The following is a 13,724-nucleotide window of genomic DNA, read 5'->3' on the forward strand; positions in this document are numbered from 1 at the left end:
TTATCGGTCACAGGAAACCTCCGGTATCCTTGGCGCCAGTCCGTTTGACCCCGCGCCGGCGGAAGAATTCGGCCACGCTCAGAAGCAGGATCGAGGCCGCGACGAGGCAGGTGCCAAGCGCCATGATGACCGGGATCGCCGAGGGGAAACGCAGCTGGGAAAAGATATAGGTGGGCAGCGTGGGCTGGTTGCCCGCGAGGAAGAAGGCCACGATGAACTCGTCGAGCGAGATCGTGAAAGAGATCAGGAAGGCCGAGATGATGCCCGGCATCACCAGCGGCAGAACGATCAGCCGGAAGGTGGACATGCGGGTTTCGCCCAGATCGACCGCTGCCTCTTCCAGCGACTGATCCAGCGTCGCGAAAGCCGTTTGCAGCACCGCGATCGCATAGGGCAGCGAGATAATGACATGGCCCAAGATCACCGTCGCGATCGACAGGTTCACCTTCAACACTTCGAGCATCACCAGAAGCAGCGACATACCCATCAGGATATCGGGCAGGACCATCGGCAGCAGGATCAGCCCCATGATCCCGCCCTTGCCTTTGAAGCGGTAGCGCGTCGAGGCGCGGGCGGCGAAAATCGCAAGGATCGTGGCCCCCGCCGAGGAGGTCAGCGCGATGATCAGCGAATTCGACAGTGCGTGGCGCAGCGTGTCGTTCTCGGCCATCTTCGCGAACCAGTCGGTCGTGAAGCCCTTCAGCGGGAAAGCGATGATCGTGCCGTCATTGAAGGCAAACAGCGGCAGCAGGAAGATCGGCGCATAGAGGAAGATCAGGTAGGCGATCGCGTAAATCTTGAGGGACGGGATTTTCATGCGCGGCTCACTTTCCAACCTTCAGGAAGCGGCGGTTGAGCCACAGGAACACCAGCGACAGCGCAGCGACCACCAGAAGCGAGCTGACCGCGATGGCCGAACCCATGGGCCGGTTGTCCAGCGGCAGCATCTGCGCCTGAATGAGGTTCGCGACCATCGGCATCTTGCCGCCCCCGATCAGCTCGGGCGTGACGTAATCGCCGACCGTCGGAATGAAGACGATCAGGGTCGCAGCCACCACGCCCGGCATCGCCAAGGGCAGCGTCACACGCAGGAAGGTGCGCCAGCGGCTCTCGCCCAGATCCTGCCCCGCCTCCAGGAGCGACCGGTCGATCTTCTCGAGGCTCACGAAGATCGGCAGGATTGCGAAGGGCGCATAGGCATGGGCCAGAGTCAGCGCGATCGCCCCCACGGAGTTCAGCATCTGCAGCGGGTCCGCGATCAGCCCGTTCGGCCCGATGATCCCGATACTTTCCAGAGCCGAGTTGATCACGCCGTTATAGCCAAGGATCACCTTCCACAGGAACACGCGGATCAGATAGGAGGTCCAGAACGGGATGGTGATCAGGAAGATCCACCGCGCCTTCTGGTTCGGTGCGAGACCGAAGCTCAGATAATAGGCAATCGGGAAGGCCAGCGCGACCGTGATCAGTGTCACCAGCCCCGCAACGAAAAGAGAGCGGACCAGAATCACGCGAAAGATCGGATCGGTCCATGTCGCGATGTAATTCTGCAGGGTGAATTCATGCACCACCGTCAGATAGCCGTCCTGGAAGAAGGAATAGGCAAGGATCGTGACCAGCGGCGCGGCCAGCAAAAGAACGGCATAGAGGAAGGGCGGCGAGATCAACGCATAGCCCTGCGCGGACTCGCTGCGCAGCCAGCTCTCCCCTTTACCCGCCATCCATCTCTCCCGATTTGCACCCGTCTCGGGCGTCGTTGGATGTCACGAAAGCACAAGGGCGCGGGCGTGAAAAGAGGGCAAGCGCCCCTACTCGCGTAAGGGCAAGGCAGGTGCCGTAAATTTGTGCAGCACGCTTCGGCGGCGATGCGTGAGGCTTCGGCCCTCAGACCGGCAGATCGTCGGGCATCCGCTCCAGCAGCCCCGTCAGCGTGCGCAGAGCCGAGCGGAAACGCTCCTCCGGCACCGAGCCCGCCATCGCGATGCGCACCGCGTTGGGCGCCTGCCCGTCCTGCACGACATATTCGTCGGCCGAGCGCAGCAGCACGCCTTCCATTTCCGCCATGCGCGCGAAGGTGGAGCCGCGCCAGCCCATCGGGAGTTTCAGCCAGAGGAAGCTCAGCCCCGGCAGCCAGTTGAAATCCTGACCCGCCAGCGATTGCACCGTCATCTGCAGCCGCCGCCCCATCTCCTCCTGCGCGGCGTAACGCAGGCGCATCGCCTCGCCGCTCTCGAACAGCAGCGCCACCATGTCGGTGATCGGACGCGCGAGGCCGAAGAAACTGTGCTGGGCGGCCAACCGCCCCACCTCGCCCATGCCCTCGGGCGCTGCGACGATGCCGAACCGCATACCCGCCGAGATCGTCTTCGACAGCGAGGTGACATGCCAGCTGCGCTCCGGCGCGATCACGCGGAAGCTCGGCAGGCCGGTGACCGGCGCGGTGTAGCAATCGTCCTCGATGATCTGCAGATCGTGGCGGCGCGCGACCTCGGCCAGCGCTTCGCGGCGCGCGGCGTCCATCCGGCCCGCCGTGGGGTTCTGTGCATCGGGCGTGATGCAGACGATCTGGCCGCCATGTTTGCGACAGGCCGCGTCGAGCGCATCGGGGATCATGCCCTGCGCGTCGATCGCGACCGGATGCACCTCGGCCCGGTTGAGCCGCGCCGCGTGCCGGAAGCCGGGATAGGCCAGCTCCTCGATATAGACGCCGGGACGGTCGCCGCGCAGGCAGGTCTGCATCACGAGGTTGATCCCGTTCTGCCCGCCATGGGTCAGCACGAGGTCGTCGGCATTGAGCTCCGACGCGAGCGAGCAATCCTTCGGAAACCAGTCCATCACCGCCTCGCGGCAATAGGCGTCGCGGCGCAGGCCCGGATATTGCAGATAAGTCTTGCCGATGTCGCGGGCGGCTTCGGTCATCGCCCATTGTAGCGCTTTTGTCTGGCCGACATCGGGCAATTGTGGCGATCTGAGATTGACCAGATCGTCCGGGGTGGCGTCGATATCCTCTCCGGTATGGCGATAAAGGGGTTCACGAGGACCGAGTCGCTGCGTTTGTGTCGATACAAAGGTGCCACGCCCCACCTTGGCCTCCAGCAGTCCCTCCTGCGTGGCGATCTGATACCCCCGCGCCACGGTGCCCGGCGTGACCCCCAAAGACCATGCCAAGTCCCTGACAGTAGGGAGTTTAGTTCCCGGCTTGAGATCACCGCGGCGGATGCCTTCGCGCAACGCGCGGACCAGCGCGAGATATTTCGGGCCGGAGATATGGGCGAGTTCGGGAGACCAGCTTGTATCAGTCACAATATTTCTCTGGTTGCCTAAAAGGAGTCATTGTATCCCTTCTATAGCAACAAAGATCACATTGTATCAATACAGAAAGGCATCACAATGTTTACCCTGTCGCGGACCCGTCCCGTTCCCGCCCGTCATGGCCGTCTGAGCCTGATCGCGCGCGTTGCGCGCGTCCTCGAAGCGCGCCGTTCGCGGATGGCGCTGGGGAAACTCGATGACCATCTGCTCGAAGATATCGGAATCAGCCGGGAGATTGCCCGGCAAGAAGGGCGCCGCTTCCTGTGACGCGAACGATCCGGTCAATTCCCCTGACCGGAATCGTATTTTAGCCGGGCCTCGCGCCCGGCTCTTTTTTTGCCGTTTAGTGGAAGCTCAGTCGCTGGACTGCATCTCGGCAGGTGCGGCCCCCGCATCGTGCCGTGACAGATCGGGGCGCAGCGACAGGAGCTCCGCCCGCTGTGCCGCATCGAAACCTGCCAGCATGGCGGTTTCGGGGCGGAAACTCTCGACCCACAGCTCTTCGCAAAGCAGCATCTCCGGCGCGTCGAGCAGCAACTGCAGATAGCGCACGCCGCCCTCCGCGTGATCGACCTCGACCCCGTCCAACCCGACAAGCTCTTGTGCCATTACGACATTTCCGCGCAGTGGCGCGAGCAAGCGGTGATTGGGCGAGACGCGCAGATCCTGCGCCGGATGCCCCTCGCCAAGCGCGCCAGCGCGAATGCACACCGGGCGCAACAGCGGATTGAGCGCGAGATCGGTCTCGGTGAAGACCCGCGATCCGATCCAGCGCAGCACCTGAACTCCGGACTCCCGGGTCACGAGCCGGGCGCCGGGCCGCAAATCGCCCGCCGCGACGCCACCGGCCTCGGTCGCCACACGCGTCTCGGGGGTTACGCAGGGAATGGCCGCGCGAAACGCCGCGATGGAGCCGGAAAACACCGTCTCGCCCGCCGCGTCATAGCCGCTGATATGGCCGTCGGTCTCGTCATGGCTGTCGAATTCGAGACGCAGCGCCTCGGTGCGCGCCATCGCGGTGCAGCGCAGGCCCTGAGCCGGCGATTGCGCCAAAATCTCCGCGATATCCGTTGCGCGCATGCTCCGCGTCATCCGATCCTCCTGCCTCCCAACAGTCGAGATCCAGAATGACACGATAGCGACAAAACTCTAAGGCGAAAACGTGTTTTACCACTTCTACGTGTGGAGTAGCGGAAACGAAGTGTTCGAGCCGCGGAAACAACACGAAAGCGCCGCGCCCTGGGAAACCCCGGACGCGGTCGCTATTTTCGCTCTGGCGCGGCCCCGATAGGGCGCGCGACTTAGCTCATCAGCAGCACGTTCGCTTCGTGCTTCTTCAGCGTCTTGCGCGCCGCATGATAGGCATCGCGGCCCTTCGCGGTCTGCAGATCGGGGAAGATCTCGAAGATCTCCTGACGCTGAGAATTGCCCATGCCGCCCAGAGTCTGATCGCCGGGCTGGAAGCTTTCGGTCCAGGAACCGTTGGCGAGCAGCACTTCGTGGCGGTCGAACATGAAGTGCAGGTAGCTGGCGCCCAGCGTCTCCACCGTATCCACGCCCTGATTGGCGACGAGATGCTTGGCCGCGACGAGAACCTCATGCTCTTCGAAATAGAGCGCGGTCTTGTCGTTTGCGACGAGCATTCGGTGGTTCGGCGAGACCATCATGTCGCGCTCGGGCAGATCGTTGCCCAGCGAGCCTTTGCGGATCAGCACCGGCTTGAGATGCGGCGCGTGCATCAGACGCTCGCGGCTCATCTCGGCGCGACCCGCCCAGCGAACGACCTGAATGCCGTTATCGCGGGTCAGAACCTTGTCGCCTTCGCGCAGCGTCTCGGCCGGAACCTCGCCGCGCGGGGTCGCGATCAGCGTGCCCGGCGTGAAGCAGGGAATGACATCCTCCATGTTGGAGAATTCGAGCGTGCCGGTGACATTGCCGCTGCCATCGAGGAAATCGACCGTCCCGGCATAGGTGCTGACACCCGAGACCGGATCGTAATCGGTGACCGTCGAATGGACGCGCAGCGGGCCCGCGCCCTGCAGGTCGAGCGTGTCGTAATCGTCGCCGCCCTCGCCGCCGTCCAGCGTGTCGCCGATGCCGTCCTCGGACGAGCCGACGATGAACAGGTCGCGATCGTCACCGCCATAGACGGTGTCGGCATCCGCGCCGCCATCAAGCGTATCGTTGCCTTCGCCGCCGTCGAGGCTGTCCGACCCCGCGCCGCCTTCCAGCGTATCCTCGCCCTGCTGACCGTAGAGCACGTCATCGCCCAGACCGCCCATGATGCTGTCATCGCCGGGCTCGCCCGGATCGTCTTCCACCGGGCAGGTGTCATAGGTCATGTCGGTGATCGAGATCGCCTGATCCGTATCGCCACCGTTCGAGTAGGCGATGGTCAGCTTCGCGGTCGGGTCGTTGATCGTAACCTTGACCGAACCGATCTTGTCGTCCTGATCGAGATGGCCGGTGTCCTGATCGCCGCCGGTGATCGTATAGGTGCCGTCTCCGTTGTCGGTGACGGTCTGGTTGCCCTCGGGATCGATCGTGATGTCGACCGGGTTACCATCGGCATCGACCGCGGAAAGCGTCACGATATCAACGTGATCGTCATTGCTGTCCGAGCGGTCGAGATCGTTGATCCGGAAGCTCAGCCCCTGAACCTCGCCGGTATAGTCGCTGTTGTCCGACGAGAAGGTCAGAACGGTCGTCGAGGTCGGCGAGACGCCATCCCCGCAATCGCCGCCCGCACCGTAGAGTTGCAGCGCCGAGCAGCTGTCGAAGTTCTCTCCCGCTTCGGTATATTGCGCGGCGGTGGTCAGCGTCGCCTTCGCCCCGTAATCCTGCGACTGGAAGTCGAAATGGACCTTGGTCTCGCCCAGATCGACGGTCTGATCCTTCACCTCGCCGCAATCGGTCTGGAAATGGCTCCAGTCCACAGTCTCCGAAACCGGATCGGCCGCCGGGCCGCCCGCGGGATCGTTGTCGCCATAGATCGTGTCGTTGCCAGCATCGCCTTCGAGCGTGTCGTTGCCGCCTTCGCCAAAGATCAGGTCGTTGCCATTGCCGCCCTCGACGGAGTCGTTGCCCTGACCGGCATAGACCGTGTCATTGCCGTCGCCCGCGATGATGTAGTCGTCATTCGGCGCGGCGCCCGGCAGGATCGCGTCGTTATTGTCGACCATGTCGCCTTCGGGATCGCCGGTATAGTCGTCATCGATCAGATCGCCGCCGGAGGTGCCTTCGACGATGCCGTCGGGCGCGCTCACGTCGATCGTGACGGTCGCGGTGTCGTAGCCGCCCTGCCCGTCATAGATCTGGTAGGTGAAGCTGTCGGTGCCGGAATAGTTGGGATCGGGCGTGTAGGTGATCGTGCCATCGGCATTCACCGTGACCGAGCCATGCGCCGGATCGCTCGCCCAGGTCACCTTGAGCGGATCGCTGTCGGGATCGCTGTCATTCGAGAGCACGGCGATCGTCTGCGCGGTGTTGTACTTCACGTTCGCGCTGTCGTTGACAGCGTTCGGATCGGAGTTCTTGTCGCAATCATCGTCGTCGTGATGATAGTAATAATAAGTCATCCCCAACTCTCCTTTACCGTCCGCTTGGCTCCATGGCCCCGCGCCGTGTCTTCCCTTTGGCGCAAAGCGGCAGCGCCATGACGTGGCCGGACCCGAAGTCCGAACGTGAATGTCGAGAAGAATTGGCCAGCGTCAGCGCGCGCGGGCGCTGCCAGCAAAGTCGCCGCAGATCGCTCCGCGTCTCCTTTACCCTAAAGGTCGAGGCCGTTATGGATCGGTCCCCTTGGCAGCGCCGGGCGAGCTCTCTTTCGACAACTCTTCTCTTCGGCCACCCCCATGGCCAAAAGCCCCCCAGCAGGGCTTGGCCTCAATTTGCCCTTCTGATCGCCACAAAGAAAAGGGGAATTTGCCGCTTTCTTGCCTCATTTCGGGGGATTGCTTGAAAAACGAGCACCAATAATCCGAATCGCGAAGTACCTGTTTTCAAACGACGTTTCTATTTTGCAAAAGATCGACCTATCTTTTTGTCGGAAAACTTGCCAAAGTTTTGCCACATTTAAACTAAGGGTTGTGCGGCGATTGTAGGGTCTGTCTTAAAAGGCGAAAAACTGTCTTCAATTTAGCGACAATACCTTGATCGATTTGTTTCCCGGAGCGGCCCAAATCGCGACCATATTTCTGCCGCGAATATGTCCCAATTGTCCTCAACATTGCCGCAATCCGGCATCTGATGCCCGTTTGTTCTGAGAACGAAACGAGATTTCTCCGAATCATCTTTTGATAACCACGTTTCACGATGCCGGGTTCTGCCCCAATTTCGCCCGATTTGGACAGAGGGGCCCCGGACACGGAAAACACCCGCGCAGGACATGCGCAAAACGCGCCGGTCGGATCACCGACGGCGCGCGGATCTGTCATTTTCGGAAGGTCTGGTGCCCGAGGTCGGATTCGAACCGACACGCATTGCTGCGGCGGATTTTGAATCCGCTGCGTCTACCATTCCGCCACTCGGGCCCAGTTCGAGTCCTCTAGCGCGCAGCCGCGCCCGAGGCAAGTACGCTTAGAGGTTACGCGTTGAAAACGTGTCGCATTGCTTGAGATCGCCGCTGAGATAGCCCCGCTCGAACCAGCGCTGCCGCTGGGCGGAACTGCCATGGGTGAAGCTGTCGGGCATCGGCACCCTGCCCGCCTCGCGCTGCAGCGTATCGTCGCCGATTTGCGCGGCGGCGTTCATCGCCTCGGAGACGTCGCCCGGCTCGATCGCGCCAATCTGATCCTCGGCCCGGCGCGCCCAGATTCCCGAGAAGCAGTCTGCCTGCAACTCGATCCGCACCGAAAGCGCATTGGACTGAGCCTCGGAGCTTTGCGCGCGCACTTCATTAACCTTACCGAGAATCCCCAGTTCATCCTGCACATGATGGGCCACCTCATGCGCGACAACATAGGCGGCGGCGAAATCGCCCCGCGCACCGAGCTGCTGGCTCAGCGTGTCGAAAAACGCCGTATCGAGATAGACCTTCTGATCGCCCGGACAGTAGAACGGCCCCGTCGCGCCGCTCGCATTGCCGCAGGGCGATTGCGTGACCCCACTATAGAGTACCAGCACCGCCGGATCGTATTGCCGCCCGAGATCGGATTGGAACACGTCCTGCCAGACCTCTTCAGTATCGGCCAGCGTCACCGAGACGAAATCGCCCATCGCCTTCTCGCGATCGCTCAACTCACCCGATTGGGTGACCACCTGCCCCGAGCCACCCGACCCGCCATTCAGAAGCGGCGTCAGATCGATCCCGAGGAAATAGGCCACCACGACGATCGCGACGACGCCCAGGCCACCGCCACCCAGACGGATCGCGCCGCCCCCTGCCCTGCGCTGGCCGCGCCGGTCCTCGATATTGCGGCTGCCGCGCCGTCCTCGCCATTGCATTCGCGAATGCCTCCCTCGCTTTTATGTGAAGTCTAGCGTGAGGCCGGGAAAAGCAAAGGTGCAACGCGCGTGACTTGACCTTGCGGCCCGCGCGGGAGATGAAGCGAACCGAGCAGCAAGGAAAAGGATGCCGCCATGATCCGCCGCATCTACGACTGGACGATGGCCCGCGCGAGCCACCCGCATGCGATGTGGTATCTCGCCGCTGTCGCCTTTATCGAAGCCTCGGTCTTCCCGATCCCGCCCGACGTGCTGATGATCCCGATGATCCTCGCGCGGCCCTGGGCGGCATGGCGCATCGCACTGGTGGCGACCCTGTCGTCGGTCGCGGGCGGTTGCCTTGGCTACCTGATCGGCTATGGCTTCATGGATGCGATCGGCAAGCCGGTGCTGGATTTCTACGGCAAGGCCGACGACTTCAACTCGCTCGCCGCCCGGTTCAACGAGATGGGCGGATGGGCCGTGCTGATCGCGGGTGTCACGCCCTTCCCCTATAAGGTAATCACGATCTTCGCCGGCGCCACGAACCTGAGCCCGGTGCTCTTCCTCGGCGTCTCCTTTGTCGCCCGGGCGCTACGCTTCTTCGTGGTGGCGGGGCTATTGTGGAAATTCGGCGAACCGATCAAAACCTTCATCGAGCGCTGGCTCGGCCCACTCTTCACCATCTTCGTCATCCTGCTGATCGGCGGGTTCTATCTTCTGAAATATCTCTGAGGCCCCCGATGCAAGATCGCATGCAAAACCTGACTTCCTTCCGCAGCCTCGTAGGCCTTGCCGCCGCGGGCTCCGCCTTCGTGCTCGCCGGGGCCTTCGTCTTTCAGGCGTTCGGCTACGCGCCCTGCCATCTGTGCCTGCTGCAACGCTGGCCGCATCTGGCCGCCGCGATCATCGGGATCGTGATCCTCACCTTCCGCCTGCCCGGATGGACTGCCCTTCTGGGGATGTTGGCCGCGCTGACCACCTCGGTCATCGGCTTCTATCACTCGGGCGTCGAGCGGAAGATCTTCGAGGGCCCCACCGATTGCACCTCGAGCGCCGTGGACACGACCGTCTCCGCCGCCGACCTGCTCAAGCAGATCAACGAGGCCCCGCTGGTGCGCTGCGACGAGATTCCGTGGGACATCTTCGGCATCACCATGGCGAACCTCAACGCGGTCGGCTCGCTCGTGCTGGCTGGCATCTGGCTCTGGGCTTTCCTGAAATCTCGCCGCGCCTGAGCGGGGGCAAAGCCCCTTGCTCCGCCCGGGAAACCGCGCCAAGAACCGCGCATGAGCGAATCCAGACCTGATATTCTGTGCATCGGTTCGGTCCTGTGGGACATCATCGGCCGCGCCTCCGTGCACATGCATGAAGGCTCCGACGTGCCGGGGCGGATCGAACGGCTGCCCGGTGGGGTCGCGATGAATATCGCGATGACTCTGCGCCGCTATGGGCTCAAGCCTGCGGTTCTGACCGCGCTGGGGCGCGACAGTCAGGGCAACGATCTGATCCAGTCCGCCGAGGTGCTGGGCGTCGATTGCAACTATCTGTATCGCTCGGACGATCTGCCGACCGACCGCTATATGGCGATCGAGGGCGCGAACGGGCTGATTGCGGCCATCGCGGATGCGCATTCGCTGGAGGCTGCGGGCGAGAAGATCCTCGCGCCGCTCGCGGATGGACGGCTCGGCACGGAAAACGAACCGTGGACCGGCGCCATCGCGCTCGACGGAAATCTCACCGAGGCGCTGCTCAGTCAGATCGCGCATTCCTCGCTTTTCGCCAAGGCCGATCTGCGCGTGGCCCCTGCGAGCCCCGGCAAGGCGGAACGGCTGACGCCGCTTCTGGCCCATCCGGCGGCGACGCTTTACGTCAATCTCGAAGAGGCGGGCATCCTGTGTCAGGGCAGCTTCGACAGCGCTGAACACGCCGCTGAAACCCTGCTGGAACGCGGCGCGCAACGCGTGCTGGTGACCGATGGCGGCAAGGCGGCCGCTGACGGCAGCGCTGTGGCAGGCAACGTGATTTCCTCCGCCCCGCCCCCTGTCCTCGTGACCCGCGTGACCGGCGCGGGCGATACTTTCATGGCCGCGCATCTCGTGGCCGAACAGCGCGGCGCGGGTCGCATGGAGGCGCTCGAGAGCGCCCTGACCGCCGCCGCGCGCTATGTTTCCGGAGAACTCGCCACATGAGCGCCCCCCTCACTTTCGCCGCTGAAGTCGCTGACGCAAAAGCCGAAAACCGTCCCATCGTCGCGCTGGAATCGACGATCATCACGCACGGGATGCCCTATCCGCAGAACCTCGAGACCGCGCAGGCGGTCGAGGCCGAGATCCGCAAGGCGGGCGCGGTGCCGGCCACGATCGCGGTGATGGGCGGCAAGATCCATATCGGGCTGGAACCCGAGGAGCTGGAGGCGCTTGCGCAAACCAAGGACGCGATGAAGGTCAGCCGCGCCGATCTTGCGGTCTGCCTTGCGAAGGGCGCGACCGGCGCGACTACCGTCGCCGCGACCATGATCTGCGCGAACCTCGCGGGCATCGACGTCTTCGCCACCGGCGGGATCGGCGGCGTCCATCGCGGCGCGGAAGACAGCTTCGACATCTCAGCCGATCTGCTCGAATTGGCGCAGACCCCGGTCAGCGTGGTCGCGGCGGGTGCCAAGGCGATCCTCGATCTGCCGAAGACGCTCGAAGTGCTGGAGACCCATGGCGTGCCGGTCATCGCTTACGGGCAAGACGCCTTCCCCGCCTTCTGGTCGCGCAATTCCGGCCTGCCTGCGCCGTTGCGCGCAGACAGCGCCGCCGAGATCGCCAAATCGCAGCTCGCACGCGCAGCCCTCGGTCTGCCGGGCGGCCAGCTGATCGCGAACCCGATCCCCGAAGAGGCCAAGATCGCCCGCGAGGAAATCGTTCCGGTCATCGAACAGGCGCTGCAAGAGGCCGAGGCGCAGGGCATCGCAGCGAAGGCGGTCACGCCCTTCCTGCTGTCGCGCATTTTCGAGCTGACCGAAGGCCGCTCGCTCGAGGCCAATATCGCCCTTGTTCTGAACAACGCCCGTCTGGCTGCCGCAATCGCGGGCGAAATCATCACAGCTCGCGGCGCCTGATGCACGGCCCATTGCCCATCGTGGCGGCGCTGCCTAGATAGCAGGCAACGCATCGCCACGAGAGGGCGCATCCAGATCATGACCAAAGACGACCCCCATCCGCGCCGCCGCTCGCGTTTCGCCGCGCTGCGTGCCTCCTTCTTCACCGGGTTGATCGTCGTCGCGCCGATCGGTCTGACGATCTGGCTCATGTGGACGATGGCCGGCTGGGTCGATGGCTGGGTGCTGCCGCTGGTGCCGCCAGAGCTACGCCCCGAACGCTATATCGGCATCAATGTGCGCGGGCTCGGCGTCATCATCTTCCTTGTCTTCACGGTCATCGTCGGCTGGCTCGCCAAGGGCTTCTTCGGGCGCACGATGCTGCGCTTCGGCGAGAGCATCGTCGACCGCCTGCCCTTCGTGCGCACGGTCTATAGCGGACTCAAGCAGATCGCGGAAACGGTGCTGAGCCAGTCCGAAGGCAAGTTCGACCGCGCCTGCATGATCGAATATCCGCGCGAGGGGCTGAAAGCGGTCGCCTTCGTCTCGTCCACCGCGAAGGGCGAAATCGCGGCCAAGGCCGAAGACGACGACCCGCTGATCTCGGTCTTCCTGCCGACGACGCCGAACCCGACCTCGGGCTTTCTGCTGTTTGTCCCGCAATCGCAGGTGACCTATCTCGACATGTCGGTCGAGGATGCGGCGAAGCTGATCATCTCCGCCGGTCTGGTTTACCCGCAGCCGAAAGAGGCGAAACCCGCGAAGAAAACCAAGGTGAAACTTCAGTCGAACAAGGCCTGAAGATCGGTCGACGCCTCTTTGCCGATCTTGTCGGCATGGGCGTCGAGCCAGCGATCCGCCGCCGCCCGGCCCGCCAGTTTCAGCTTCGCGAGCATCCCCCATTCGGGCAGGATCTTCGACTTTGCGCTCAGCTCGCCCATGACGTCGTCATCGGCGATCATATGGATCAGCACATCCTTCATCGCCCCTTCGGGGAGCCGGTCTTCGCGGATCAGCCGATGTACGAAATTGATCGCTCGCAATTCGCGCAACAGCGAGGAGTTGAAGCTGATCTCGTTGACCCGCTCGTCGATCTGCGCGGGCGTTTTCGGGATCTCGTCGCGCCAGAGCGGGTTGATCGAAATGACCACCACGTCGCGCGGATAGGCCGGTTCGAACAGCGGGAAAAGCGGCGGATTGCCGGTATAGCCGCCATCCCAATAGGCCTCGGTGCGGCCTGTTTTCGGGTCCTCGATCTCGACCGCCTGAAAAATCTCCGGCAGACAGGCCGAGGCGAGGATCGCATCCGCGGTGATCTCGTCGCCGGTGAAGACGCGGATCTTGCCGGTGCGCACATTGGTGGCCGAGACATGCAGCCGCGGCCCCTCGCTCGCACAGACATCGCGATAGCGAAACCGCTCGACCACCGAACTCAGCGGATTGACGTAGAACGGCCCCGCGTCATAGGGCGAGAAGACCCGCGACATGCCGTCGATGAAGGCCGCCGGCGTGAAGGCGTCGAACCAGCGCGTCAGCGCCTCGGTGCCGGGCAGTTGCGCAGGCATCAGCCGCTCGAGCCGCAGATCGACGCTTTCGGCGACCTGGCTCCAAAGCTCATCCAGGGACGCGCGCGCCCCTTGGCGACCGCCACGGGCATAGCCTGCCTTGAACGCAGCCCCGTTCAGCGCCCCGGCAGAGGTGCCCGAGATCGCCGCATAGTCCAGCCACTCTTCATCCAGAAAACGGTCGAGAACGCCCCAGGTGAACGCGCCATGCGCGCCCCCACCTTGCAATGCGAGGTTAATGCTCTTGCGGTTCATCGGCTCGGCCCTTTCGCTGCCTGCCTCCCTGCCGCAGAGTTATGCTGCATCGCAGCAAAAGCAAGTCCCCTCGCCGAGCG

13 protein-coding genes and 1 tRNA gene are annotated in these 13,724 nt (G+C 63.4%); 6 read left to right on the plus strand and 8 right to left on the minus strand.

From position 1 onward, the window contains the following. Window positions 1-7 precede the first annotated feature (7 nt). The 3 genes from F8R15_RS08430 to F8R15_RS08440 form a co-directional block, all read right to left on the minus strand. On the minus strand, window positions 8-817 hold the full coding sequence (locus F8R15_RS08430) for an ABC transporter permease (protein ID WP_078540909.1): 810 nt from the start codon (window positions 815-817) through the stop codon (window positions 8-10). Window positions 818-824: 7 nt separating this feature from the next. After that, window positions 825-1,721: an ABC transporter permease gene (locus F8R15_RS08435; protein WP_078520701.1), complete on the minus strand. Its 897-nt coding sequence runs from the start codon at window positions 1,719-1,721 to the stop codon at window positions 825-827. Window positions 1,722-1,884: 163 nt separating this feature from the next. Further along, on the minus strand, window positions 1,885-3,303 hold the full coding sequence (locus F8R15_RS08440) for a PLP-dependent aminotransferase family protein (RefSeq protein WP_078571067.1): 1,419 nt from the start codon (window positions 3,301-3,303) through the stop codon (window positions 1,885-1,887). Between the two features lie 30 nt (window positions 3,304-3,333). Here F8R15_RS08440 and F8R15_RS08445 point away from each other — a divergent pair, with 30 nt between their 5' ends. Beyond that, entirely contained in the window at window positions 3,334-3,579 is a 246-nt protein-coding gene (locus tag F8R15_RS08445) for a DUF1127 domain-containing protein (protein WP_253732491.1), read from the plus strand. Window positions 3,580-3,666: 87 nt separating this feature from the next. Here the strand turns inward: F8R15_RS08445 and F8R15_RS08450 are convergent, their stop codons facing one another. The 4 genes from F8R15_RS08450 to F8R15_RS08465 all read right to left on the minus strand — a co-directional run bounded on the left by F8R15_RS08450 (window position 3,667) and on the right by F8R15_RS08465 (window position 8,757). Further along, window positions 3,667-4,404 carry a Hint domain-containing protein gene (locus F8R15_RS08450; protein ID WP_152844286.1) on the minus strand — a complete coding sequence of 246 codons (738 nt, stop codon included), beginning with the start codon at window positions 4,402-4,404 and terminating at the stop codon, window positions 3,667-3,669. A 209-nt stretch (window positions 4,405-4,613) separates the two neighbouring features. Continuing rightward, entirely contained in the window at window positions 4,614-6,890 is a 2,277-nt protein-coding gene (locus F8R15_RS22020) for a Hint domain-containing protein (RefSeq protein WP_172976190.1), read from the minus strand. Window positions 6,891-7,760: 870 nt separating this feature from the next. Then, window positions 7,761-7,844, minus strand: a tRNA-Leu gene (locus F8R15_RS08460). Window positions 7,845-7,890: 46 nt separating this feature from the next. Further along, window positions 7,891-8,757: a neutral zinc metallopeptidase gene (locus F8R15_RS08465; RefSeq protein ID WP_152844287.1), complete on the minus strand. Its 867-nt coding sequence runs from the start codon at window positions 8,755-8,757 to the stop codon at window positions 7,891-7,893. A 135-nt stretch (window positions 8,758-8,892) separates the two neighbouring features. Between F8R15_RS08465 and F8R15_RS08470 the strand changes: the two genes are divergently transcribed. The 5 genes from F8R15_RS08470 (at window position 8,893) to F8R15_RS08490 (ending at window position 12,625) form a co-directional block, all read left to right on the plus strand. Continuing rightward, window positions 8,893-9,471 (plus strand): YqaA family protein, encoded by a 579-nt coding sequence (locus tag F8R15_RS08470; protein ID WP_078520707.1) that lies wholly within the window; start codon window positions 8,893-8,895, stop codon window positions 9,469-9,471. Between the two features lie 8 nt (window positions 9,472-9,479). Continuing rightward, entirely contained in the window at window positions 9,480-9,974 is a 495-nt protein-coding gene (locus F8R15_RS08475; protein ID WP_253732493.1) for a disulfide bond formation protein B, read from the plus strand. A gap of 51 nt (window positions 9,975-10,025) precedes the next feature. Further along, complete coding sequence (locus F8R15_RS08480) at window positions 10,026-10,928, plus strand: PfkB family carbohydrate kinase (RefSeq protein ID WP_152844288.1); 903 nt, start codon at window positions 10,026-10,028, stop codon at window positions 10,926-10,928. Further along, window positions 10,925-11,845 (plus strand): pseudouridine-5'-phosphate glycosidase, encoded by a 921-nt coding sequence (locus F8R15_RS08485; RefSeq protein WP_152844289.1) that lies wholly within the window; start codon window positions 10,925-10,927, stop codon window positions 11,843-11,845. The genes F8R15_RS08480 and F8R15_RS08485 overlap by 4 nt, the downstream gene beginning before the upstream one ends. A 78-nt stretch (window positions 11,846-11,923) precedes the next feature. Next, the gene (locus F8R15_RS08490) at window positions 11,924-12,625 is read left to right on the plus strand and encodes a DUF502 domain-containing protein (protein WP_078540889.1); all 702 of its coding nucleotides are present in this window, start codon (window positions 11,924-11,926) and stop codon (window positions 12,623-12,625) included. Here the strand turns inward: F8R15_RS08490 and F8R15_RS08495 are convergent. Next, window positions 12,607-13,644 carry a patatin-like phospholipase family protein gene (locus F8R15_RS08495; RefSeq protein ID WP_152844290.1) on the minus strand — a complete coding sequence of 346 codons (1,038 nt, stop codon included), beginning with the start codon at window positions 13,642-13,644 and terminating at the stop codon, window positions 12,607-12,609. The genes F8R15_RS08490 and F8R15_RS08495 overlap by 19 nt on opposite strands. Window positions 13,645-13,724 lie beyond the last annotated feature (80 nt).

Source organism: Thioclava sp. JE_KL1 (assembly GCF_009296265.1).
Lineage (GTDB): Bacteria > Pseudomonadota > Alphaproteobacteria > Rhodobacterales > Rhodobacteraceae > Thioclava.

What these genes read in the sequence shown, in the direction of transcription:
- F8R15_RS08490 (WP_078540889.1), top strand. Translation starts at nt 11,924, where the DNA reads ATGACCAAAGACGACCCCCATCCGCGCCGCCGCTCGCGTTTCGCCGCG.
- F8R15_RS08465 (WP_152844287.1), bottom strand. Translation starts at nt 8,757, where the DNA reads ATGCAATGGCGAGGACGGCGCGGCAGCCGCAATATCGAGGACCGGCGC.
- F8R15_RS08495 (WP_152844290.1), bottom strand. Translation starts at nt 13,644, where the DNA reads ATGAACCGCAAGAGCATTAACCTCGCATTGCAAGGTGGGGGCGCGCAT.
- F8R15_RS08450 (WP_152844286.1), bottom strand. Translation starts at nt 4,404, where the DNA reads ATGACGCGGAGCATGCGCGCAACGGATATCGCGGAGATTTTGGCGCAA.
- F8R15_RS08470 (WP_078520707.1), top strand. Translation starts at nt 8,893, where the DNA reads ATGATCCGCCGCATCTACGACTGGACGATGGCCCGCGCGAGCCACCCG.
- F8R15_RS08485 (WP_152844289.1), top strand. Translation starts at nt 10,925, where the DNA reads ATGAGCGCCCCCCTCACTTTCGCCGCTGAAGTCGCTGACGCAAAAGCC.
- F8R15_RS08435 (WP_078520701.1), bottom strand. Translation starts at nt 1,721, where the DNA reads ATGGCGGGTAAAGGGGAGAGCTGGCTGCGCAGCGAGTCCGCGCAGGGC.
- F8R15_RS22020 (WP_172976190.1), bottom strand. Translation starts at nt 6,890, where the DNA reads ATGACTTATTATTACTATCATCACGACGACGATGATTGCGACAAGAAC.
- F8R15_RS08475 (WP_253732493.1), top strand. Translation starts at nt 9,480, where the DNA reads ATGCAAGATCGCATGCAAAACCTGACTTCCTTCCGCAGCCTCGTAGGC.
- F8R15_RS08430 (WP_078540909.1), bottom strand. Translation starts at nt 817, where the DNA reads ATGAAAATCCCGTCCCTCAAGATTTACGCGATCGCCTACCTGATCTTC.
- F8R15_RS08480 (WP_152844288.1), top strand. Translation starts at nt 10,026, where the DNA reads ATGAGCGAATCCAGACCTGATATTCTGTGCATCGGTTCGGTCCTGTGG.